The 23,603-nt window shown below is 54.8% G+C and carries 21 protein-coding genes and 3 tRNA genes; 8 read left to right on the forward strand and 16 right to left on the reverse strand.

Annotated elements, in window-relative coordinates:
• Positions 1 to 19: 19 nt before the first annotated feature.
• Entirely contained in the window at positions 20 to 736 is a 717-nt protein-coding gene (locus KHW85_RS06440; RefSeq protein WP_291459246.1) for a metal-dependent transcriptional regulator, read from the reverse strand.
• Between the two features lie 115 nt (positions 737 to 851).
• On the opposite strand from KHW85_RS06440, the gene KHW85_RS06445 reads away from it, so the two are divergent.
• From KHW85_RS06445 to KHW85_RS06455, 3 genes are all read left to right on the forward strand, one after another.
• Positions 852 to 924: transfer RNA gene (locus KHW85_RS06445), tRNA-Lys, on the forward strand.
• A gap of 43 nt (positions 925 to 967) precedes the next feature.
• Positions 968 to 1,040 (forward strand) — tRNA-Lys (locus KHW85_RS06450).
• 37 nt (positions 1,041 to 1,077) lie between these two features.
• Positions 1,078 to 1,668, forward strand: coding sequence for a hypothetical protein (locus KHW85_RS06455; protein WP_291459247.1), 591 nt, complete (start codon positions 1,078 to 1,080; stop codon positions 1,666 to 1,668).
• A 151-nt stretch (positions 1,669 to 1,819) separates the two neighbouring features.
• Here the strand turns inward: KHW85_RS06455 and KHW85_RS06460 are convergent, their stop codons facing one another.
• Positions 1,820 to 2,296 carry a peroxiredoxin gene (locus tag KHW85_RS06460; protein ID WP_291459248.1) on the reverse strand — a complete coding sequence of 159 codons (477 nt, stop codon included), beginning with the start codon at positions 2,294 to 2,296 and terminating at the stop codon, positions 1,820 to 1,822.
• Positions 2,297 to 2,387: 91 nt separating this feature from the next.
• On the opposite strand from KHW85_RS06460, the gene KHW85_RS06465 reads away from it, so the two are divergent.
• Positions 2,388 to 2,468: transfer RNA gene (locus tag KHW85_RS06465), tRNA-Leu, on the forward strand.
• Between the two features lie 37 nt (positions 2,469 to 2,505).
• On the opposite strand, the gene mnmA is transcribed toward KHW85_RS06465, so the two are convergent.
• The 4 genes from mnmA to KHW85_RS06485 are packed head-to-tail and all read right to left on the reverse strand — an operon-like array spanning position 2,506 to position 6,667.
• Positions 2,506 to 3,672, reverse strand: a complete 1,167-nt coding sequence (gene mnmA, locus KHW85_RS06470; RefSeq protein ID WP_291459249.1) for a tRNA 2-thiouridine(34) synthase MnmA — start codon at positions 3,670 to 3,672, stop codon at positions 2,506 to 2,508.
• Positions 3,669 to 4,853 (reverse strand): cysteine desulfurase family protein, encoded by a 1,185-nt coding sequence (locus KHW85_RS06475; protein WP_291459250.1) that lies wholly within the window; start codon positions 4,851 to 4,853, stop codon positions 3,669 to 3,671. Before KHW85_RS06475 ends, mnmA begins: the two co-directional genes overlap by 4 nt.
• Before the next feature lie 9 nt (positions 4,854 to 4,862).
• Positions 4,863 to 5,861, reverse strand: a complete 999-nt coding sequence (locus KHW85_RS06480) for an electron transfer flavoprotein subunit alpha/FixB family protein (RefSeq protein WP_291459251.1) — start codon at positions 5,859 to 5,861, stop codon at positions 4,863 to 4,865.
• Positions 5,858 to 6,667 (reverse strand): electron transfer flavoprotein subunit beta/FixA family protein, encoded by an 810-nt coding sequence (locus tag KHW85_RS06485; RefSeq protein ID WP_291459252.1) that lies wholly within the window; start codon positions 6,665 to 6,667, stop codon positions 5,858 to 5,860. Before KHW85_RS06485 ends, KHW85_RS06480 begins: the two co-directional genes overlap by 4 nt.
• A gap of 104 nt (positions 6,668 to 6,771) precedes the next feature.
• Here KHW85_RS06485 and glgX point away from each other — a divergent pair, with 104 nt between their 5' ends.
• The 4 genes from glgX (at position 6,772) to glgB (ending at position 14,538) form a co-directional block, all read left to right on the forward strand.
• Positions 6,772 to 9,054 carry a glycogen debranching protein GlgX gene (glgX, locus tag KHW85_RS06490; protein ID WP_291459253.1) on the forward strand — a complete coding sequence of 761 codons (2,283 nt, stop codon included), beginning with the start codon at positions 6,772 to 6,774 and terminating at the stop codon, positions 9,052 to 9,054.
• Positions 9,055 to 9,072: 18 nt separating this feature from the next.
• The gene (gene trpS, locus KHW85_RS06495; protein WP_291459254.1) at positions 9,073 to 10,173 is read left to right on the forward strand and encodes a tryptophan--tRNA ligase; all 1,101 of its coding nucleotides are present in this window, start codon (positions 9,073 to 9,075) and stop codon (positions 10,171 to 10,173) included.
• A gap of 123 nt (positions 10,174 to 10,296) precedes the next feature.
• Positions 10,297 to 12,315 carry a maltotransferase domain-containing protein gene (locus KHW85_RS06500; protein ID WP_291459255.1) on the forward strand — a complete coding sequence of 673 codons (2,019 nt, stop codon included), beginning with the start codon at positions 10,297 to 10,299 and terminating at the stop codon, positions 12,313 to 12,315.
• Positions 12,316 to 12,351: 36 nt separating this feature from the next.
• Positions 12,352 to 14,538 (forward strand): 1,4-alpha-glucan branching protein GlgB, encoded by a 2,187-nt coding sequence (gene glgB, locus KHW85_RS06505; protein WP_291459256.1) that lies wholly within the window; start codon positions 12,352 to 12,354, stop codon positions 14,536 to 14,538.
• Between the two features lie 79 nt (positions 14,539 to 14,617).
• On the opposite strand, the gene KHW85_RS06510 is transcribed toward glgB, so the two are convergent.
• From KHW85_RS06510 to atpD, 10 genes are all read right to left on the reverse strand, one after another.
• Positions 14,618 to 15,517 (reverse strand): tetratricopeptide repeat protein, encoded by a 900-nt coding sequence (locus KHW85_RS06510; RefSeq protein WP_291459257.1) that lies wholly within the window; start codon positions 15,515 to 15,517, stop codon positions 14,618 to 14,620.
• Between the two features lie 13 nt (positions 15,518 to 15,530).
• The gene (locus tag KHW85_RS06515) at positions 15,531 to 16,547 is read right to left on the reverse strand and encodes a hypothetical protein (RefSeq protein ID WP_291459258.1); all 1,017 of its coding nucleotides are present in this window, start codon (positions 16,545 to 16,547) and stop codon (positions 15,531 to 15,533) included.
• Positions 16,547 to 17,917 carry a hypothetical protein gene (locus tag KHW85_RS06520; RefSeq protein ID WP_291459259.1) on the reverse strand — a complete coding sequence of 457 codons (1,371 nt, stop codon included), beginning with the start codon at positions 17,915 to 17,917 and terminating at the stop codon, positions 16,547 to 16,549. Before KHW85_RS06520 ends, KHW85_RS06515 begins: the two co-directional genes overlap by 1 nt.
• 116 nt (positions 17,918 to 18,033) lie before the next feature.
• Positions 18,034 to 18,276 (reverse strand): hypothetical protein, encoded by a 243-nt coding sequence (locus KHW85_RS06525; protein WP_291459260.1) that lies wholly within the window; start codon positions 18,274 to 18,276, stop codon positions 18,034 to 18,036.
• Positions 18,277 to 18,326: 50 nt separating this feature from the next.
• Positions 18,327 to 19,517 carry an amidohydrolase family protein gene (locus KHW85_RS06530; protein ID WP_291459261.1) on the reverse strand — a complete coding sequence of 397 codons (1,191 nt, stop codon included), beginning with the start codon at positions 19,515 to 19,517 and terminating at the stop codon, positions 18,327 to 18,329.
• 36 nt (positions 19,518 to 19,553) lie between these two features.
• Positions 19,554 to 20,681: a crosslink repair DNA glycosylase YcaQ family protein gene (locus KHW85_RS06535; protein ID WP_291459262.1), complete on the reverse strand. Its 1,128-nt coding sequence runs from the start codon at positions 20,679 to 20,681 to the stop codon at positions 19,554 to 19,556.
• A complete protein-coding gene (gene nucS / locus KHW85_RS06540) occupies positions 20,681 to 21,379 on the reverse strand; it encodes an endonuclease NucS (protein ID WP_034251840.1) in 699 nt (232 codons plus the stop codon). The genes KHW85_RS06535 and nucS overlap by 1 nt, the downstream gene beginning before the upstream one ends.
• Positions 21,380 to 21,420: 41 nt before the next feature.
• A complete protein-coding gene (locus KHW85_RS06545) occupies positions 21,421 to 21,828 on the reverse strand; it encodes a DUF2550 family protein (protein WP_291459263.1) in 408 nt (135 codons plus the stop codon).
• Positions 21,829 to 21,886: 58 nt separating this feature from the next.
• Positions 21,887 to 22,153, reverse strand: a complete 267-nt coding sequence (locus KHW85_RS06550; protein ID WP_291459264.1) for a hypothetical protein — start codon at positions 22,151 to 22,153, stop codon at positions 21,887 to 21,889.
• Between the two features lies 1 nt (position 22,154).
• Positions 22,155 to 23,603, reverse strand: coding sequence for a F0F1 ATP synthase subunit beta (gene atpD / locus KHW85_RS06555; protein WP_291459265.1), 1,449 nt, complete (start codon positions 23,601 to 23,603; stop codon positions 22,155 to 22,157).

The following is a 23,603-nucleotide window of genomic DNA, read 5'->3' on the forward strand; positions in this document are numbered from 1 at the left end:
TCATACAACTGAGCAAACACTACTTAGGCAGCGTTCCCACGACAGAAATAAGTGCGGCTTCTTGGGCACTCAGCTCAAGGCGTCGCTCTTTTTCTTGGGCCCCACTGCGAGTTTTAGGCGGATAAACGCTGAGCACAAGCTCTCCATTTTCACCACGTTCACGAACTTCAACCTGGTCGTCAAGACCAAGCCCTTTATTTTCAATCGAACGCAAGCTCGCTGCGTCACTGTCACTAAAACGCGTGATACACACTCTGTTCCCCGGGAGGATCTCAATAAGGGGAATCGTTGTTACGAGCTCGACACTACCGTCAGCAGAAGGAATTGGATCTCCATGCGGGTCACGCACCGGGCGCCCCAAGCGTTCATCGATTCGATTGAGCAGGCGGTCTGAGATCGCATGCTCGAGGATTTCCGCTTCTTCGTGAACTTCGTCCCACTCAAAACCGAGCGCATCATGCAAATAGGTTTCGAGCAAGCGATGGCGTCTGACCACCTCCAGTGCGCGCCGGCGTCCTTGCTCGGTCAAGGTCACTTTTCCATAGGGCTCATGGAAGGCAAGCCCTTCAGTAACCAGACGCTTGACCTTCTCCGAGGCCGTGGAGACAGCAACGCCGACACGCGAAGCAAGGAGACGGACCGCAATACCGGCTTGTCCGTTCTCTTCAGCGCTCCAGATTGTCTTGAGATAGTCCTGAGTAACCGCGTTCTCGCGTACTGAACGACTATCGCTCATAAAAATGTCAGCTGCATGCACTCCCCTAGCCTAGCGCCTTGCGACTTGAGAAAGGCAAAGTGAATTTGCGAACTGCTCGAAACGTATGTATTGTTTTCTCCTGTCCCAAGGACACGCGTCATTAGCTCAATTGGCAGAGCAGCTGACTCTTAATCAGCGGGTTGGGGGTTCAATTCCCTCATGACGCACGCAGCATGTTGATAGATGTGCTACTGTAAACACATAACCCAAGCGTCATTAGCTCAATTGGCAGAGCAGCTGACTCTTAATCAGCGGGTTGAGGGTTCAAGTCCCCCATGACGCACCCATTGCCGAGGCGGCGCCAATGGTCGGATACGACTATGAGTATTCGTGCCCTACTATCCTCGGAGCTTCTTATGCGTCGTCTTACTTCTTCTGAGAAAGATCTGCTCGCATCGATTGAACAACAGCTCAGCGCCCGTCGCCGCACGGTGATTACCCCAGATATCGTCGAACAAGCGACTCACCTGATCCGTTCTATGACAGACCCGCGTCCGGGTCTTCACGAGCTCGTTGGCCCCGTATGTACCACCTCAGATATCGTTGCCTGGCTGGGTATCTCGCGTCAGGGGATCAACAAGGCCGTGCGAACAAACCGTATTCTTGCAGTTCAGTCACCCACCACTATGTGGTACTACCCCACCTGGCAGCTCATGGCCAACCACTCGGTTATCGATGAAATGTCCGAAGTGCTCGGGCGCCTGCGTGGACGCGTGCATCAATTGACTGCGGCAACATGGTTCCAGCGTCCGCTCGACGCCTTAGAGCAAGCAACTCCGGCACAGTGGATGCTCGATGGGCACGATCTACACACCGTAGTCGGTGCAGCTGAAGCCTTTGCTACCGCAGAGGAACGTCGTCCTTCACCGGTGCCGCTTTTCGATCCGGAGATTCAGGCGACCTCTCTATAAGAGAAAGCTCCAGCTTCACAATAGGCATTTTTCACTGATTGGGAAGCTACTTCGCGGATTATCAGAGTTGCCCAGAGATTATCCCGACACCACAGAGTAATTGGGCCAAATCGCAATGAAGCGGTTTGGCCCGATTTCCTGTTCAGGAGCGTTATTGATCCAATCCCAGCAACTTCCGCAAACGTGCGACATGCCCCGTTGCCTTCACGTTATATAGGGCGTGGGTGACGGTGCCAGAGGGGTCAAGGACAACTGTGGAGCGGATAATTCCTTGAAAGACCCTTCCATAGTTCTTCTTTTCACCAAAGGCACCCCACTTGGTGAGAACTTCCTTTTCGGGATCCGAAGCCAAGGGGAAATTCAGATCTTGACGCGAAGCAAAGTTCTCAAGAGCAGTCATCGAATCGGCACTAACGCCGATTACCGAATACCCTGCACCTTTCAGTGAATTGAGGCTGTCGCGAAAATCGCATGCTTCTTTCGTGCACCCGGGGGTCGATGCCTTGGGGTAGAAATAAACAACCACACCTGACTTCGCCTGTCCCAGCAGATCGTGCAAGGAAAGCGTGCCGTAAGTTGTTTCAAGAGTGAAATCGGGGGCTTTCTCCCCCACCTGAAGTTGAGTCATAAGCTGAGCTTAGCTGGGGTTCCATTGACGCGCCCATCCAAGTTAGATCCTCAGCACTTACCCCTTCCAATAAGGTAAACTCTGTGCTGTTGCGCGAGTGGCGGAATTGGTAGACGCGCTGGATTTAGGTTCCAGTGTCTTTGACGTGTGGGTTCGAGTCCCATCTTGCGCACTGATAGATTCCTTTGGCCCTACGAGGCCGCGCTTGCCTACCCGCGGTACGCGCGCTCGATTGTCGCCTCGGCAATCACTCGAGTCCCCCGGTACAGGACCAAAGATTGCCCCGCAGCGACACCGCGGATTGGCTGTGCCAAAGCCACGGACAGGCGCGAGCTTCCGTCTTCATCATTCTCACGAACAAGCTCGGTCACGACGCTGGGCACCCCATGTGCACGAATCTGAGCTGTCACAACTCCCTCATCGACTTCATTCAGGGAACGCTGGCCAAGGCTTGGGCCAAACTCGCGTGTGGCAATCTCATTGATCTCTCCCAAATCATCAGGGGCAAGCCACACAAGTTCAGAACAATCAATATGGTCGACAGAGAGCAATTCAGAAGCACCAACGACAACCTGGTTGAGCTGAGGCTTCGTCTCAACGACATATCGAGGCCGCCCGTCGGCTGCCGGGTTGCCCAAGTTCAACCCTCGTCGCTGACCAACAGTGAAATTCCAGTAGCCATCGTGACGACCCACAACGCGGCCCTCGGTATCAACAATGTCGCCCGGGTTACTCCCGAGGTGTGAACGCAAAAAGCCCTGCGTATCTCCATCAGGAATGAAGCAGATATCGTAAGAATCCGGCTTATTTGATACTCCGAGCCCCATTCTTTCCGCTTCAGAACGCACCCATGATTTCGATGGAGCATCTCCCAGGGGGAAAATTACACGTGGAAGTTCTTCGGGTCCCATAATTGCAAGCACATAGGACTGATCTTTTGCCTCGTCACGTCCGCGATGGAGCTGAGGACCCAAATCTGTCTGAACAATACGCGCGTAGTGGCCCGTACAAACCGCATCAAATCCCAGTGCCCGCGCACGCTGGGCAAGCTCCCTAAACTTGACGAATTCGTTGCAACGAACACAAGGATTCGGAGTATGTCCGGCCTTGTACTGCTCAACGAAGTCAGTGATGACTGTCTGCTCAAATTCTTCGGCAAGATCCCACACGTAAAATGGAATACCCATGATTTCCGCAGCACGAGCAGCATCAGCAGCATCTTCAACCGAACAACAGCCGCGCGAACCCAAACGGCATTCTTGAGGTTGAGACGAGAGGGCCATATGCACTCCAACGACCTCGTGTCCGGCCTCTACAGCCTTCGCTGCCGCGACTGCAGAGTCCACTCCACCCGATAGAGCCGCAAGAACCCTCATGCATCCATCCTGTCTCGTTCGTCCAATGCCTGTCCCGCTCGGATTGCGGCGGGAAGTGCTGAAAGAAAAGCATCAATATCTTCTACGGTAGTTTCCAAACCCGTGGAAACCCTCAGGACACCAAGTGCTTGTTTTTCACTGTAGCCAAGGGCCATCACAACACGCGAGGGCCGAGTCACTCCGGCATGACATGCCGAGCCAGCAGACACGTCTACGCCTGCCATGTCCATAGCCAAGAGGACTGCCTCGGGATGGTGAGTCGGGATCAACAAGTGAATAATCGCTGCCGAGGCCGTAGCTGGGTCAACACTTAAACGCACTCCCTCGGGGAGGCCAGAAATAAGACGCTCACGGAGTTGCTGCGCACGTTGGACACGCTCGAGGCGATGCTCCACAGCAAATTCGAGGGCAGTTGCAAGCGCACAGGCCCCGGCAACATCGGGGGTTCCAGAGCGGATTCCGCGTTCGTGTCCCCCACCGGGCCGGTCAGTGACCATCGTGATCCCTCGACGGACGATCAGTGCACCTGTACCAACAGGAGCACCGACTTTATGACCACCGATCGACAGTAGATCTAAGCCAGATTGCGCAAAATTAACGTCGCAGTAGCCGATTGCTTGAGCGGCATCCGAATGCAGAAGAGGTGCTTGATCCGCCCGTGCGTCGTGAACAAAGCTGGCAAATTCACCCACGGGTTCAATCGTTCCAAGCTCAGAACACACCCACGTCATTGACATTAATGCCGCACGTTCAAACTCTGCTGGTCCTAAATCCGAATATTCCACACGCCCCGAAGAATTCACCGCGAAAATCCGCGGCCTAAATCCCTCTCGACGCAGGACTTCGCCCTGCTCGTGCACCGCATCATGCTCGACTGGAGACATCCAAACATCGACACGTCTGGCATCTGCCCCACGCATCCCCCGAGAGGCAGCAACAAGCGCCAGCGCATCTGATTCTGTCGCACCCGAGGTAAAAACAACCTCCGCACGAGACGCACCCACGGCAGCGCCTACGCGTTCACGCGCGTCCTCCAGCAAACGCTTAGCGGAACGTCCGCCAGCATGAAGAGCCGCGGGGTTCCCGGGACGCCGACTGAGAGCGTCTTGGGCGTCAAGCCAGGCCTGACGTACTCCGGGTGCCAGGGGTGTGGAACCTGCGTGATCAAGATAGTGCGACACGGGTGTCTTTCAGTTGTCCTGGGGCTCATTCGCGCGCCACGCGCGAATATGCTCCAACGCTTGGGGAACAATTTCGTACAGATCTCCAACAACTCCGAAATCAGCAATTTCGAAGATCGGAGCATCTGGATCATCACAGACTGCAACGATCGTTCCCGAGGACATCATTCCAATCGTGTGATGAATTGCACCGGAAACCCCAAGAGAGATATAGAGCTTCGGAGTAACCGTGACGCCGGTTTGCCCGATTTGCGCGCTACGCTTCGCCCAGCCTTCATCGACAGCATCACGCGTTGCACCGATGCCAGCACCCAAAGCATCAGCAAGATCTTCAACTAAACTCCAGTCTTGCCCTGCGCCACGGCCACCAACGACAACAACCTCTGCTTCAGTCACCTTCGGGCGACCGTCTCCACTTTGATATGCGCGCTCCTCAACCCTGGTGGTCTGATCACTCAGGGAGAGCACAATAGGCTCCCCCACCCGGCACTGGCCCTCAACCTCTTCAGGAACGAGGCCGCGCGAACGCAGACACACGCAGGCGGGGGCAGCCATAGCGAGAGCCTCTCCCCTCCACGAGCCGCCCAGCGCTTCCGTCGTCGCGCGCAAACGATCCTCTTCAACGTGAATCTCGACGGCCTCGGCAATGGCGCAACCACCCAAAATTACGGCAAGGGAAGCGGCGCACTCACGGTCAAGGAAACGCGTGGCGAAGAAAATCGGCGCTCCAAGGAGATTGAGGCTTCGGTACGCAGATTCCAGCGAAGGAAGCAAAGCCGATGTCGTAAGGGCGGCCTCGGGGCAAATAATCGGGATCACAGAGGACACGCCAATTCGTCCCAATTCCACTCCAAGGGAATCAGGGACCTCGGGGCACAAGACAATCGCATGCAGCTCTTCGCAGCACTCGTGAGCCTGAGCAATGATGTCCTTGTGACGGACGTCAATTGTTCCTTCAGAGGACACCAGGTCAAGAACAACGACCGCAGAGTTCAACAAAGCCTTCACTTCAACTTCTCCTCAATGAATTCCGCAAGACGCTTGCCACCATCACCGGTATCGGGGAATACCTCACCTGATCCACCACGTTGATGTTCCTCGATCGATTCCACACGAAGAGGCATTGCATCGAGTCCAGAAGCCAGGACAGATGAGAGCACTCCGCTGGGATCACACTCGGCGATGTCATCAAGTTCAGCACGAACTAAGGGCTTCATCCGAGCAGCCTTGAGGTCCTTAAAACCGGGGAAACGCGGTTCGTTGAGCTGATCTGAAACAGAAATAACAGCAGGGAAAGGCGCGTCAAGAGATTCATCAACACCATCAACGCTTCGCGAGGCGCTAAGCCGTGAGTGCTCGACATCAACAGTTAACTCTCGAGCCTGTGAAACCAAAGGAAGGCCAAGGACCGCAGCAAGTGCAGCGGGAAGCATCGAGGTCATTGAATCCGCCGCTGCCATCCCGGCGATGATCAGATCGAAAGGCTCCTCATCCGCCAATACCGTCAGCAAAGCCGCGAGCGCACGCGCTGAAACAGTGACATCCGCACCCTCAAGCCCCGGATCAGAGAGCAGATAAGCACTATCGGCACCAAGTGCCAGCGCACGAACCAGTGCGTCACTGGCATCTTCTGGCCCCATGCTCACCGCAACGACTTCGCCTCCGTGGGTGCGAACAAGATCAGCCGCGGCTTCCACTGCGTGTTCGTCGCCTTCGTTTAGGACATCGTCTTCACCACGCACTAAACGTAAGTTTTCAAAACGCCGGTCCGAGCTTGTATCAGGAACCTGTTTGACCAGAACTGCAATCCTCATGTATCCAGAGTGCCATATCGGTGCTGATACGCGCAGCTCTATGTGTGCCACCGGACGGATACGACTATGATGTTCTCAGTTCTGACATGAGAAAAGGGGCGGCAATGTCGCAACAGGCGAATTACGTCTACCACGCCGTTACACAACCTCATCCTCGCTATCGTCAATTGGGCGTCACCGTTTCTGGATCAGGTCTCAACGTTGCAGTGGTATCGACACGTGCTACCCAGGTTGACTTCTGTGTCATCGACCCGAATACCGGGTTTGAGCAGCGCTATCGTCTTCTTGGCCCCGATCATGGCATCTGGCATGGGCGTATCGAAGGTTTTGGCCTTGGAACCCACTATGGTTTCCGTGCGCAAGGCCCCTGGGATCCCGATGCCGGCCTGTTCTTTAACGAGAACAAGCTTCTGGTCGATCCCTATGGCCGTGGCCTCGCAGGTGCTGTCGACATTCGTCCCGAGGTCTACGCACACCAAGTCGATGAGGATCTCTACCCGGTCTCTTACCCCCTCGAACCCTCGACAACTGATTCCGCGCCGTTTAACGCACATAGCGTGGTCATTGACACCTCATTCCGCATTACCCCTCAACCAAAGGTTCCTTTGGATGAGACCGTCTTCTATGAGTTACACGTCAAAGGCTTCACGCAGAATATGTCGGAGGTCCCTCCTAATCTGCGAGGGACCTATGCGGGTCTTGCTCATCCCGCATCCATTCGTTATCTCAAAGAATTGGGAGTAACCTCTGTCGAACTTCTCCCGATCCACGCAAAGTCTGATGAGCCTTTCTTAGTTGAACGCGGCCTGACGAATTATTGGGGTTACTCCACCCTCTCCTTCTTTAGCCCTGAGCCTTCCTATGCCAGCGCCGCCGCTCGCGCACGAGGCCCGCAGGCCGTGATTGATGAATTCCGCGGGATGGTCTCAATTCTCCATGAGGCCGGGATTGAAGTGATCCTTGACGTGGTCTATAACCACACCTGCGAGAGCGGAGACACCGGTCCGACGCTGTCATTGCGCGGGCTTGATTCCCCTCTGTACTACAGGCGAACTGATGCCTACCCCTCACAGATCATCGATACGACAGGGTGTGGCAACACACTCAATACCGATAATCCCCAGGTGATTTCTCTTATTTTGGATTCGCTGCGCTACTGGGTAGCCAGCATGGGAATTGATGGATTCCGCTTCGATCTCGCTGCGACTATCGGGCGTTTTTCAACCGGTTTCACTCCCCTACATCCCCTGCTTATTGCGATGGGGTCAGATCCCCTTCTTCGCGAGACTAAGCTCATCGCAGAGCCCTGGGACGTTGGTTTAGGAGGGTGGCAGACGGGTAATTTCCCCGATCCTTTCTGCGAGTGGAATGACCGTTTCCGCGATGCCGTTCGAAGCTTCTGGCTTTCTGATTTGCGAGAGCTGAGTGCGGGACGACAGGCTGGTGGAGCCAATGAGCTCGCAACTCGTCTTTCGGGTTCTCAAGATCTCTTTGGCCACGGCGTTGGATACCTTCGCGGGCCGGGAGCATCTGTCAATTTTGTGACGGCACATGATGGTTTTACATTGGCCGACCTGACGGCATTTGACCATAAGCACAACTTGGCAAACCTGGAAGAAAACCGCGACGGTTCGGATAACAACCACTCGTGGAACCACGGCCTTGAGGGAGCTTTGGCCGCACCGATTCTGGGTGCTGACCCCGATGTCCGTGATATCACCGGCTTTGTTGAAGATATTGTTCCCGCGCGCCAGCGCTCACAACGCAATCTTCTTGCCACACTTCTTGTTTCCTCTGGAACGCCCATGTTGGTTGCGGGCGATGAGTTTTCGCGCACGCAATTTGGTAATAACAACGCCTACTGCCAAGATTCTCCCATTTCCTGGATCGACTGGGACCTTTCCGAGCTCCAAAAGGAACAGCTCGAGATCGTCCGTTGGCTTCTCGCATTGCGCCGTGAGCATCCTGCACTGCGTCCAATGAAGTTTTTCTCCGGAACCGACCCGAATGGCGATACGCTTCCTGACCTCTCGTGGTATGACGCAAGTGGGGTTCCCATGCGTGACGACGTATGGACATCACCCGATTCACGTGTATTTCAAATGCTACGTTCAGGTGCTCCCTACCGTTCTCGCGATGCTCTTGTCCTCTTCAACGGAACGACAGCGGACCGCAATGTTCTTCTTCCCCGAGGCCAAGGAGTCCAGTGGGTGCATGTCTTCGATAGTGCATGGAGCCAGATCGACGACGGTGGTGTGACCTCGATAAGCGATGCGGTGACCTTGCCACATACTCTCGATTACAAGGCTTCGGATGCAACAGTTTCCATGGATCCTTTCAGTATGCATATCTACCTCTCATCCGTGGACTCTTCGCCTTCGCAGTGATCACGCTAAACTGAGCTGGTGACTACCAGCGAAGAAACTCTCGAGCAATCCACCTCTGATGCTTCTCTTGCGCGTTCTCTTGCGCGTTCAAAGGAAATTGACGAGGCAATCGACCAAGATCCCACGCGTTTTCGCGTGCTGACTGGCGACCGCCCAACTGGACGCCTGCACCTCGGTCACTACTTCGGCACCCTGCGAAACCGTGTTCTTCTTCAAGAACGCGGAGTCGATACGTGGGTGCTTGTAGCTGACTATCAGGTCATCACAGACCGCGACGCTGTCGGCCCCATTCAAGAACGCGTCCTTGGCTTGGTTACTGATTACCTTGCAGTTGGCTTAGATCCAGAGAAGACAACGATCTTCAATCATTCGTCGATTCCTGCACTGAACCAACTCATGCTTCCTTTCCTTTCCTTGGTCACCGAGGCCGAGTTGCACCGTAACCCCACGGTTAAAGCAGAGTTGGAAGCTACCGACGGCCGTGCAATGAGCGGTTTGATGTTGACCTACCCGGTGCACCAGGCCTGTGACATCCTCTTCTGCAAGGCCAATATCGTTCCTGTCGGGCAAGACCAGCTCCCTCACATTGAACAGACCCGTCTGATTGCTCAGCGCTTCGATAAGCGTTACGGTCGCGTCGACCCCAAGCGAGCCGTATTCCCCCGTCCTGATGCGCTTCTTTCAGAGACTCCCCTGCTCTTGGGAACAGACGGAACGAAGATGTCGAAGTCTCGCGGCAACACGATCGAATTGGCAATGACCGCAGATGAGACTGCAAAAATCTTAAAGCGCGCAAAGACTGATTCGGATCGTCACATCACCTTCGACCCTGAGAACCGTCCCGAGGTAGCCAATTTACTGATGCTTGCTTCTTTGGCCACAGGCGAGGATCCGGTCGCTATCGCCGAGCGTATCGGTGATGGCGGCGGCGGTGCGCTCAAGGCCACCGTTACAGCGGCTCTCAACGAAATGCTTGCGCCAATCCGCGCGCGTCGTGCCGAGCTAGCGGCTGATCCGGGATACCTGCTCTCAATCCTCCGCCAAGGCAATGAGAAGGCAAACGAACGTGCAGAAAAGACCTTGAACGAGGTCCGCGAAGCGATGCACATGGTCTACTGAGCTTTTTGAAGCGCTCACGGTGGTGGTTACTTCCTCAGAAGTAACCACCACCTTTTTGGGCCCTCATAGCTTTTTCACCTCCTGACTATGTCGATCGTCACAGCATCCATTAGGCTTGAGTATGTGAACGAGACACTACTTCCACGCATCCCGGCCACTGAAGTTTTCCCCGTCATCGAGGACGGGAATTTGCCGGCTAAAGCGACGGTTTTTGAGGCTTTTCCTGTCCGAGCAACCGTCTTCAGAGAGGGCCATGATGCCTATGCTGCCGAGGCAGTTCTCATTCGCCCCGGTGGCTCCATCCATTCACGCGCCCTTATGTATGACATCGCTCCCGGCCTCGACCGCTACGAAGCATGGCTGATGCCAGACGCGGTTGGCACGTGGAGCTTCCGCATTGATACGTGGTCAGACCCCTACGCCACGTGGCGTCACGACGCCTCAGTGAAGATTGGAGCCGAGGTCGACGTCGAACTTATGCTCGAAGAAGGCGCGCTCTTGATGGAACGCGCCGCACGCGGAGAAGCTCTGAACAATCCTTCTCAAAAACAACCAAGTCGTGCAGGTATTGAAACCCTACTTGCTGCCGCACAGGCCCTACGCGATACCACTCAAACTCCCCAGCGTCGTCTCTCCGCTGGCCTGGCTGCCCCGGTGCGCGCGGTCTTCCGCAATTTCCCACTCCGTGACCTCTACGGGTCAACCCGCACTTTCCCCCTGTACGTTGCACGAAACCGCGCCCTCGCAGGTGCGTGGTATGAGATCTTCCCCCGTTCACACGGTGCTTTCCAGGACAAGAAAGGACGCTGGGTATCGGGAACCCTACGCACTGCAACCAAGGATCTGCCCCGTATCGCGTCTATGGGCTTCAACGTCGTCTATTTGACGCCAATTCACCCTATCGGTTTAACCAATCGAAAAGGGAAGAATAACTCTCTGGTTGCTCATAAAGGTGAACCCGGCAGCCCCTACGGCATTGGTTCGGCGCAGGGCGGCCACGATGCCATTCACCCTGAGTTGGGCACTTTCGCCGATTTTGATTATTTCGTTGCCCAGTCAAAAGAACTGGGCTTAGAGGTTGCACTGGATATCGCACTTCAGTGCTCCCCTGATCACCCGTGGGTGAGCGAGCATCCCGAATGGTTTACCCAGCGCGCAGATGGCACGATCGCCTACGCAGAAAACCCACCGAAGAAATATCAGGACATCTATCCCCTGAACTTCGATCGCGATCCAGAGGGAATCTACAAGGCAATTCGCGACATGCTCGAATTGTGGATTTCCCACGGAGTGACGATCTTCCGTGTCGATAATCCACACACTAAACCCATTCCTTTCTGGGAACGGCTCTTGGAAGAAATCCATACGCGTCATCCGGAAATTATTTTCCTTGCCGAGGCTTTCACCCGCCCCGCAATGATGCGAACCTTGGGTGCGGTTGGCTTTGACCAGTCCTACACCTACTTCGCATGGAGAACCGAAAAGCAAGAAATCGAGGAGTATCTTCAGGAGCTCGCACACGACACTGCGCACCTTATTCGTCCGACCTTCTGGCCAACGACACACGATATTCTCACTCCTCAAATGACTTCTGGGGGAAGTGCAATCTTCGCAATTCGTGCGATGCTGGCTGCACTTGGCGCACCCTCTTGGGGAATCTACTCGGGATACGAGTGGGTTGAAAATATTCAACGCCAGGGTGCCGAGGAACCCAACGATAATGAGAAGTACGAATTCCGGCCTCGCGACCCAAGGCTTGCCCAGGAGACGGGAATCCCCACTCTACTGACACTTCTCAATAGCGCTCGAGAACGTCACCCAGCGCTGCGCCAGCTTCACGATCTTCGCATCCACCCCACGACCTCGGAGAAGATCCTGTGCTTCTCCAAGCATGTCCCCGCTCGATTCTCACCGACCGGATTGCCCGATACAGTCATCGTCGTGATCTCCTTGGACCCGGAAAACACGGTTGAAGGAGAAGTCGATGTTGATTTGAGCGGACTTTCCTTGGGGACATCATCGGCTCACTACACCGTGGTCGATGAACTCGATGGACAGCGTTACTCCTGGTCACGCACCAATTGGGTACGGCTGTCCCCCTGGGATCGATTGGGTCATGTCATGGCCATCGAAACCGAGTAATTATTGGATCTTCTTTAAACATGAGATGATGAACACATGGAACCTCAAGCGACAGCAGTGGCCACAGACGTCCTCGATGCGGTAGCAGAAGGGCGCTATCCTCTCCCCCACGATGTGCTGGGAGCACACCTCAATGACGGTGTTGTCACAATCCGCAGCGTTCACCATCTGGCCGATTCGGTCGAGGTGCTCACTCAGGACCATAGCTACCCGGCAAGCCACGAACACGGGGGTGTTTGGGTATGTGTCTTCGCTGCAGATGACATTCCCGACTACCGACTGCGCGTGACCTACGGAGATCATTCGCAGGTCGTTGATGATCCATACAGGTTCCTCCCAACCGTTGGCGAAATGGATACCTATCTGATCTCCGAAGGACGGCATGAGCGCCTCTGGGAGGTCTTGGGTGCCCACCTCAGGCATTTTGACGGTGTCATGGGACCGGTCGATGGTGTTGCCTTCGCAGTGTGGGCCCCCAATGCACAGGCCGTACGCGTTGTTGGTGACTTCAATTTCTGGGACGGCACCGGACACGCCATGCGTACAATGGGTGCTTCCGGAGTGTGGGAACTCTTTATTCCCGGCGTTGGTGTCGGTGCCCGCTACAAGTTCGAAATCCAAGGACCATCTGGAAACTGGTTCCAAAAAGCAGACCCCATGGCTCGGGCAACCGAAATTCCCCCAGCCACGGCCTCGGTCGTTACCGATGTCTTCCACACATGGAACGATAAAGACTGGCTTCGTGCACGTGGGGACGCGAACCCTCACAACGGCCCCATGTCGATTTACGAGGTTCACGCAGGCTCGTGGAAACAGGATCTGGGTTACCGCGGTTTGGCTGATGAGCTGATCCCCTACGTTAAGAAGATGGGTTTCACCCACGTCGAATTCATGCCTCTTGCTGAGCATCCCTTCGGCGGATCGTGGGGATACCAAGTCACTTCCTATTACGCACCGACCTCGCGCTATGGCACTCCCGATGATTTCCGATACCTCGTGGACCGTCTCCACCAAGAGGGTATCGGCGTGATCTTGGACTGGGTGCCAGCCCACTTCCCCAAGGACGATTGGGCACTGGCGCGCTTTGACGGTACCCCGCTATATGAAGATCCTGATCCGCTGCGTGGCGAGCATCCGGATTGGGGAACCTACGTCTTTAACTTCGGCCGCACTGAAGTGCGAAACTTCTTAGTTGCAAACGCGCTGTACTGGCTTGATCAATTCCACATCGACGGCCTACGCGTTGATGCCGTTGCCTCCATGCTTTATCTGGATTATTCGCGTAAGGACGGCCAGTGGCGTCCGAACCAATATGGCGGTCGTGAGAATCTTGAGGCGATTTCTTTCCTTCAGGAAGCAACTGCGACCTCCTACCGCCTGCATCCTGGAATTGTCATGATTGCGGAAGAATCGACCGCATGGCCTGGAGTTACCGCTCCGACCTCAGGCGGTGGCCTAGGGTTCGGAATGAAGTGGAACATGGGGTGGATGAATGACACCCTGCGCTATCTCTCTGAAGATCCTGTCAATCGTCGTTGGCATCACGGTGAGCTGACCTTCTCATTGGTTTACGCCTTCTCAGAGAACTACGTGCTGCCTCTGTCTCACGACGAGGTCGTTCACGGCAAGGGCGCGCTTATCTCCAAGATGCCCGGTGATCATTGGCAGCAGATGGCTGGCCTACGTTCACTCTTCGCCTACCAGTGGTCGCACCCCGGCAAGCAGTTGATCTTCATGGGGCAGGAATTTGCACAGGAACAAGAGTGGAATGAGAGCTATTCCCTGGATTGGTGGCTCTATGATCAGCCCGACCATGCCGGAATGGCAGCCTTGGTTGCGCGCCTCAACGAGCTCTACCGCACCCACTCAGCACTGTGGAATGACACCTACACAGGTTTCGAGTGGATTGACGCCTCAGATGGCGATCACAACCTGATCTCTTACATCCGTAAATCCGAGGCGACCAGCGGCCACCGCGCTCAGGATGAGCTTGTGTGCGTGGTGAACTTTGCTGGTAACCCCCACGAGGGTTACCGCATTGGCCTGCCTCATGCGGGAACCTGGCAAGAAGTCGTCAATACAGACGATCCACAATATGGTGGTTCAGGAGTCGTTAATATCGGCGAACTCGTTGCTGAAGAGATCCCCTGGAATGGACGCCCCTACTCGGTTGAGCTTCGTATTCCTCCTCGGGGCGCTCTCTGGCTGGCACCGCAGCACTGAACTTCTGAGCACTTAGGGGTGTGGGGAACAGATGAAAATCTGTTCCCCACACCCCTAATCAGCTGCCTGTTAACAGCTTCTAGATCATCAACAGCGCAGACAAACGCCTTCTTGCAGCCTTAACCTCCGGGGTATTGCCCGCAATACGGAAAAGATCAAGCAGCCTAACACGGTAATCCTCACGCTGATCCTCCGGGCTGTCTTCGATGAGACGCAGAAGGACATTAAACGCCTCGGCGGTCTTTCCCTCATGGAAGAGTGTATCTGCCTGTGCGGAGGGGTCGCTATTTTCCTGAGCTTCACGCAGTTTGAAATTAATCCGCGCGCGGTGATTCTTTGCCTCTTCATCGCGGGGATTGTGTTCAATAATCTTCTCCCAAGCAGCCTGCGCAGCTTGAAGATCTCCGCGTTCTTCAGCTTCAAGGGCGGGGACGTGCTCCTCTGGAATGGGCTTCGCAACATCGGATCCGCTCACAGCAATCCGACCGGTCACCCCCATCTGCCCAGCAGCCTTCAGCAAATCCTCAATAACTGGGGCAATCTGTTCCTTAGCAGCAACACCTTGGAAGAGAGGAACAGGACGCGCACCGACAAGAGCGACCGTTGTCGGAAGGACCTGTACTTGGAATGCCTGTGCAATTCGAGGGGCCTGTTGAACATCAACCTCAACAAGTTGGAAGGCACCCGCCTTTTCGCGTGCGAGCTCTTCAAGGGTGGCCAGCAACTGTTTAGATTCAAGAGACTGAGCAGCCCACAGAACGAGGACAACCGGAACCTTTTGAGAATTCGCGGCAATGGCCTCAAAAGAGGAATCATCGCAGGAATCAATCAGCGGAATGCTGATGCCCCCGGCACCGCCTTCTCGATTTGTCTGCTGAGAAGCGCTGGGGCCTTCCTGTCCTGCGGCAGAAGCAGCGGCACTCAGGTCAAGTGCACCGTGCGAATCTGCAGGCTGAGGATTGTGAGCATCATTATTCATAAAGAAGATCTCCTTAACGTTGATCAGGGTTCCCGGCGCCATCATCCTTGACGACCGAGCCAAGTGCACGTTCCGCGCCAACGACGCTAATCTGCTGCGAACCCGAGCCGGACTTAGGGATGTGCAGGAGCACGGTCACAACGTAGGTTGCTGTCGCCTTTCCCTTGACCGTATCGTCATCGCCTTCTGCCAATGCAGCAGTTGTTCCCCCGAGGCGCATCGTAGAACGAGCAACAGTGCGCTGATAGGTCTGAGTATAGGTGAATGAAGCAGCAACAAGAGCTGAACCATCGACTAGTTCGACACCGAGAATCGGGAAATCAGCCGAGAGATCAGCATGAGCCTGAACGTTTCCTGCAGCCTGAACCGCATCATTCAAACTCTTTGCATCCTGCAAGTAGCGACGAGCAAAATCATCACCCGCATACTGATCATTACCGGCATTACCGGAATTCAGCATGTCCACGTAGCCTTGGAGCGCTTCCTTCGGAGTCTTCACGAATCCCTGAGCATCCGGACCAAGTGCCGCAGAACCCTTCTCCACATTATCCAACTGGAATTGAGCTCCACCAAGCGCACGCGTCCAACCAACGAGCTTGTATTTCGATCGAGCGTCATCTTGAACTGCGAATGCGAGCACAGGAAGAGATGCCTGATCAGGGCTGGAGACATTCACAATAACGCGCGGCCACTGATCCGAATTCGTCACTGCAACCGAACCCTGATTGACGACAAGCTTAGGAACTTCGGTATTCGTTGCTTTAGCAGCAGCGTACTGGTCGCTACGCATACGCAACGCCCCACCCTCAAGTCGAGGTTCAAGAGCAGCAGCGTCGCGTGTTGCATCAGCAGTATTAAGAGTGTCCTGAATAGATCCAAGAACACGCTCGATGCGAGCCGAGTCGAGGTTTGGCGAGGCGGAAGAAGGCTGGGAAGCCGCCTCAGGAGCAACTAGATCGCGGCTGCTACATGCCCCAAGAACAAGTGCAGGCACACACAGGACTGGAAGGATACGTCGTAGTTTCATCATCACTGTCCCTTCTGTCCGCGTTGCTTTGGTGAAATCCAATTCCCCATGATCGAACCCCACGAGCGCTTTTCTTCGGAACCATCAGCGGTGGATGTTTCTTCTTCCTTCTCCACCTGAGGAATCAAGCCAGTATCAAATTCTTGACCACCAATCACCAAGCGTCCTTCACCCTTCTCGCGTGCCTGACGCAGCGCACGGCGCGATGGAAGAACTGCACCTGGACGAATAGCGGACAAATCAATAATTCCCGTATCTGTTGATTCACGAGCAGGTGGATCTACTTCATCATCGTGATAGGCAATACCGTGTCGACCACGACGCAGCTCAGAATCCGAAGACTCATCCTGATCGGTAACGGAAGTTTCATCAACTTCAAAGCTCTCTTCTAAGGTGTGGTCTTCTGGCAACTCGCCTTCTGACTTCTCCTCGTCAAACTCAGCGACTTCAGCGGAGGAATCCTGAGCCGTTGAATCTAAAGGTGTTTCCTCTTCGTCGATTAAGCTGCTGTACTCTTCAGAATCTTCGTTGTCGATTTCAGAAGTTCCAGCCTCTTCTTCGGAAGAATCAGAATGATCTACTGCTTCAAAGAAGGCAGGATCTACCTGTTGAGATGCGCCTTCTTCTGCTTCGTCTTGCTCGCGGGTTTCTTCCTCAGAAGCGGCATGACGTTCACGCCAGAGAACGAAGCCGACCAAGGCTGCGGCGATGAGAAGACAAATGAATGTAATAACGCCTGCAGTGATTGCTAAGACATTCGCATGAGGGGTCTGCCAGGTCATAGTGACCGTCAAATCAGAGGGAGTCGTTCCATCCGACGTAATAACCAGCGAACGACCGGCTTCAACATCACGAAGCGTCATCGTTGCGGTTGAAGGAGCGGTCGCCTCGTCAAGCCACATATCTCCACCGGCAGCCGACAGAGTGGGAGTCGCGCTGGGAGAAGGCGCAGGCTGAGCATTCTGATCAGGGTTTTGCGGAGCCTCACTGGAAGGGGACGGCGAAGGAGAAGGCGATGAAGTTGCCGACGCCGCAGAGTCATGTCCCTCGGTCAAAAGATTCTCACGATTTGCCGAGATGCCAGTGATTTCCGCGTAGGAAAGATCGGAAACCCATGCGCGAACATCTGCCGCTGTACCCAGTGCCATCGTCACTTGCTTTCCCGAGGCAGAAGCCGCGGTAACGGTGACTTCGCCCCCTTCGAGTTGGAAGAGGCCCTCACGGGTGATGACGACCGGCTGCTGGGGGGTAACAGTCGCACTAATTTGTTGGGTTGGCTTCCACACCGTCAAAGCCAATACCGCGACAATCGCAGCAATCACCGCAACTGCACATGCTGCAGCTGCTCCTGAAAATCTTCTGAGCTGGTCCACTCGGAGTCTCCTATTAATGGGATAGTGTCAACCTCTAGTTAGTAACTCTACGGGCAAACAACACGAGTGCATACTGGAGGTGTCTCACGCCACGTGCACGTAGCCAATCACGCCCATTATGCCGGGCGAAGACCACGTTTCCAACAGTTCAGGTGCCAGTGTCGCCGAGCGCGAACTCCCTGATCCAATCCATAGGCACGTTCTTCTGGCCATGCAACGACGTGCGCGCTGCCAATGGCGATTGGTTGCAGGCAGGCGGGGCAGGTATAGGGCTTTGAAGAAGAACGAAGATACTGGACCTGATAGAACTCACCATCAGGACCAATTTCGCTGCGCGCAAGTGAGGCGAGAGCCGACATTTGTAATGGCCGGCTCTCGCCCCAAGGACGCTTGCGAGATCGCTTCCCTCTCACTCAACTACTGTGCCACGGCGAACTACGCGTCGCACATTGAGCTCGGAATCCACCTCGATGATATCCGCAAATTTTCCAGCCTCAAGGCTGCCCACTCGCGGATCACCCAAGATCTTGGCTCCTTGAGCTGATGCCATGTAGACAGCATCCACCAGAGGAATTCCGCCCAAAGTCGTCGCCACGCGAACACAGTCAAGAAGGTGCGCAGTACCACCGGCAATAGAATCACCCTGGGCCAAGCGCGCAATGCCATCACGAACAACAACGTCCTGAGGGCCAAGTGTGTAGGAACCGTCGGGCATTCCGGCGGCAGCCATCGCATCTGTAATCAGCACAACGTGATCGCGACCGACAAGTTCGTAGACATCACGGACAAGAAGTGGATCAACGTGGACGTTATCGCAAATCAGCTCTGCAACCGCACCACCACGGGCTGCATCTGAAAGAAATTCCGCGATCGGACCGGTATCGCGGTGGTGAAGCGGACGCATACCATTGAAGAGATGCGTAATCGTCGCACGAGGACCACGAGCGGTCGAAGAATCTGCGAAATGCTCACGTGAGTATTCCAAGGCTTGACGCGCAAAGGTTGAGTTCGAATCCGTGTGCCCCCACGAAGGAATAGCACCCCCATCAATCAGCGCTTCAGCAACAGAACCTTCACCGAATGCACGGAGCTTTTCCGGAGCCAGCGTCATTGAAAGCGCATATCCCTTGCATTCATCAATGAGTTCGCGGGTGAGATCGGGATCTGGATCAACGATGTAGGTCGGATCCTGCGCGCCACAACGTGCATGGGAAACGAAGGGACCTTCGAAGTGAATACCCGCGATTTCATCCTTTTCAGCAAGCGAAGCTAGGGTGCGAGCACGTGCTTTCAAGGTGTCAGCATCAGCGGTGACGCACGAAGCGACCAACGAGGTCGTACCGTGACGACGGTGTTCCATGACGGCTTGCATTGCGGCCTCGGGAGTGGTTGCATTCGGGAAAGACTCTCCACCGCCTCCGTGACAGTGCACATCAACAAGTCCCGGAAGGAAAGTCGAGCCACTTGACTGCGGAAGCTCGCCTAAGAAATCAGATGCCGGGCAAATATGAGAAATAAACTGGCCTTCAACGGTGATAACGCCATCTTCAATGATGGAATCTTTCAGGACGATGCGGCCTCGCATAACTTGTGAATCCATACGAATATTTTCGCACATTTTCAGCTGTGCGTTCACTTATTTGCCGCTCAAATACTTACCGTTTTCTTTAGCTTCTTCCAGCAGAGATTGATCATATTCATCTCGCACCGAATCCAAAAAGGCATATCCTTTACGCGGATCCTGTACCGCAATCACCCGGCCATCTTTGATAACAATTGGCCGAAACATCCCATTCTTTGCGGGGCAAATTGCCTTCTCTGCCTCCGAACTGGCCATGCTACTTCGATCGGCATATCCCACATGGATTTCATCGAAAGAGGGGAAAGAAAACAGTGCTCGCGCTTCATCTGCGTAGCGGCTCAACAGTGAGTCAAGATCGGCACGTTGATATCCAGATTCACCGAGCACAATGGGGCGCTCACTTCCCTTTAAACGCACTGCGCGTTCCAGCGCAGCCCGAGACTCGCGTTTCGTTAGTGATGTCCACCGAGAAAAATCCTCGACACTGATGGGGCCGTGCCCCCAAGCATAGCGACGCGCAAGTTCAGCCAGCGCGGCCTCGTGATTGCCTTCTCCCTGGGCGACCCCTTCTGCAGGGGGCAAAGCCCGCGCATCACAAAAAAGGAAGGAATTACCCCGCTTGGGACCGCCCACGAGGAATCCCTCAATATGCAACGCAAGGAAAAGATTACGACGGTCAAGGAAGGTCCCGCTCTCCCCCGCTTGAAGGGCTAATTCGCGTTGTGGGCGCGTACCCGTTCGGATTCCTTCCTGCTCCCAAACCGCGCACAGCTCTTCACGGCTTTGAGGTCCCTCCGAAGCAATGCGCGAATATGCAATCTGCGCGGCTTCTTCAATACGCGCGCGAGTCAATCCCTCTTCCTCAAACGAGCGCATCCATGCGCGATACCGATGTCGAAGCACCTGACGCAGCCAATGATGATCCTGTGCGCTGGTGACATGGATTGTTCCGCGCATAGGCCACGAACGCACAAGCTCAGCAGACTCAAAAGCCTCTTCAATCGCACGAACAGAAGGCTCTTTCACGCGAAGATTAATAGCCCACGGAATCGAAGAAGGAAGTTGCGCCTGCAAAGCGAGCATATTGTCAACCGCAGCAATGGGATGATCCGCAGCCGTTTCTTCGACGAGGCCTTGGCTAATAATGCGCGCCAGGCTCAGATTGAGTGCAGCTTGAGTCATTAGAAGAGACGGGAATCGGGATCGTCAAAACCTCGCATGGCATCATAATCGAGAATGAGGCAGTCGATACCACGGTCTTCAGCCAAGGTACGGGCCTGCCGCGTAATCTCTTGGGCTGCAAAGATCCCTCTAATCCCATCAAGCAATGGATCGCGGCCCAAGAGGGACAGATAGCGCGTTAACTGATCAACGCCATCCATTCCTCCGCGTCTTTTGACCTCGATTGCAACGGGCAGCCCCTGCGGATCGCGGACAAGCAGGTCAACTGGACCAACGGGAGTGGGATATTCGCGACGTACCAGTTCCCATCCTTCGCCCAGTACCTGCGGAACCTGCTGCGCCAAGAGTTCTTGAAGGTGGGTTTCGACACCGTCTTTGACGAGTCCCGGATCGATACCAAACTCTTCAGTGACGTCGCTGATGATCTCGTGAATGCGAATAACTAGTCGGTCGTCAGTCTTATCAGATTGGACCTGCCAAACCTGGGTCACACCATCCATCTCTTCCCCTTCTTCGGGGATTTCAGTGGTGACAGTACAAGGAGCATTCATCCAATTCAGCGGTTTATACGAACCGCCATCAGAGTGGATCAGTACAGAGCCATCCGCCTTGTGCATAATGAGGCGAATTGCGCGGTCAAGGTGCGCACTGAGGCGGCCTGAGTAATCGACCGTGCATGAAGCGATAAGAACGCGCACAAACTTACCTTTCTGGAACTGGCAGTGTCGTGGGAATAAAACTAGAGCGTAGAGCCATGTTCGATTGCGGGAGGCTCGGATTCTCCCCAGGACACAAGCCCGTTATAGGTCAGTGGTTCAACTGCGAGGTCCAGAAAAACATCCCCTGATGTCAAGCGGACCTCAACCATTGATCCATCGGTTGAGCGTTGCAGGGGAAGGGAGACTTCAAGTCCATGTCGAGGAAGGACGACATGCGGTTTCAGTGAAGGGGCAATCAAGCGATACCAACACAGGCGGTCCCCCTGATACTGACCGATTCCTGACATCCATCCGGAATGCGAATCAAGTCGCGCCCACGCCCGAAAAGCACCATCTTGTTGATCGAGATGACGCGCGCGCAGATTTAGAAGCAGCCAGACGACAAATAAGGCAAGGAGGAGCATCACGATAATGTTCAGCACAACCATGAAAACCTCCTGAAGAAAATGACGGTGTGCGGACAGTTTAAGCCCGCACACCGCTCACTCACATCTGGGAGGCGTGTTCCACGACAATCGTAATAAAGTCGGAATCTACTGAAGCCAGACCTTTATCGATATCGAAGTCGACAACTCCTTGCTCAGTCGTGATACTCACACGTCCGCGAACAAGACCCGCAAGAAGCGGTTGCCGTCCGGGAAGCACACCGATGGAGCCATCAGTTGCCGGGAAACTGACCTGAGATGCACTACCGTGCCACAGCCTGCCTTCGTGTGAAACGATCTCGACCTGCAACTTATCGGTGGCAGGCACGTTAGTTATCCTTCTCGATCTCGTGCCAACGACGTTCAAGATCGTCGATGCCACCAATATTGTAGAAGGCCTGCTCCGGGACCTGATCGTAATAGCCCTCAGCAATGCGCTTGAAGGCCTCGATGGTTTCGGACAGTGGAACAGTCGAGCCCTCAACACCGGTGAACTTCTCAGCCATGTAGGTGTTCTGCGAGAGGAACTGCTCAATGCGGCGTGCACGTGCAACGGTGACCTTGTCTTCTTCAGACAATTCATCAACGCCCAAAATGGCAATGATGTCTTGCAGTTCCTTATTCTTCTGCAAGATCGCCTTCACGTGAGTAGCAGTGTCGTAGTGCTCACGACCGACCAGCGCCGGGTCAAGGATTCGAGACGTCGATGCCAACGGATCAACGGCGGGGTAAATACCGCGTGATGCAATTTCACGCGACAACTCCGTCGTTGCGTCCAAGTGGGCGAAGGTCGTCGCAGGTGCCGGGTCAGTGTAGTCGTCCGCGGGAACGTAAATTGCTTGCAGCGACGTAATCGAGTGACCACCAGCAGACGTAATACGTTCCTGAAGCTGTCCCATTTCATCAGCAAGGTTCGGCTGATAACCAACAGCGGAAGGCATACGACCCAGAAGCGTCGAAACCTCTGAACCTGCCTGAGTGAAGCGGAAGATGTTGTCGATGAAGAGCAGCACGTCCTGATGCTGAACATCGCGGAAGTACTCTGCCATGATCAAACCGGTCAGCGCAATACGAAGACGGGTCCCCGGCGGCTCATCCATCTGTCCGAAGACCAGTGCCGTCTTATCGAAGACACCAGCCTCTTCCATTTCGTGAATTAGGTCGTTACCTTCACGGGTACGCTCACCAACGCCAGCGAAAACCGAAACGCCACCGTGGTTCTGAGCAACACGCTGAATCATTTCCTGAATCAGAACAGTCTTGCCCACACCTGCGCCACCGAAGAGGCCAATCTTGCCACCCTGAACATACGGGGTGAGCAAATCGATGACCTTGATACCCGTTTCGAACATCTTCGTACGGGCCTCAAGCTGGTCGAATGCCGGAGGCTGGCGGTGAATGGGCCAGCGTTCGGTGATTTCCAGATGTTCACCTGGCTTAAGGTTCAACACCTCACCGGTCACGTTGAAGACATGACCCTTCGTGATATCGCCAACCGGAACCGAAATCGGAGCTCCAGTATCGGTGACAACCGAGCCGCGAACCATACCATCGGTTGGTTTGAGCGAAATCGCGCGAATCAGGTTGTCACCAAGGTGCTGAGCAACCTCAAGAGTGATCGTCTGAACCGCGTCTTCGCCTTCGCTCTGCCCGGAAAGATTCACATCAACGTGCAATGCGTTGTACAGGGGAGGAATTGCGTCCGGCGGGAACTCAACATCGACAACCGGTCCGACAACACGTGCGACCCGTCCCTGTCCTGTTGAAGTAGTAGTCAT

The organism is Actinomyces sp. oral taxon 181, from assembly GCF_018370895.1.
In the GTDB taxonomy this organism is placed as follows: domain Bacteria; phylum Actinomycetota; class Actinomycetes; order Actinomycetales; family Actinomycetaceae; genus Pauljensenia.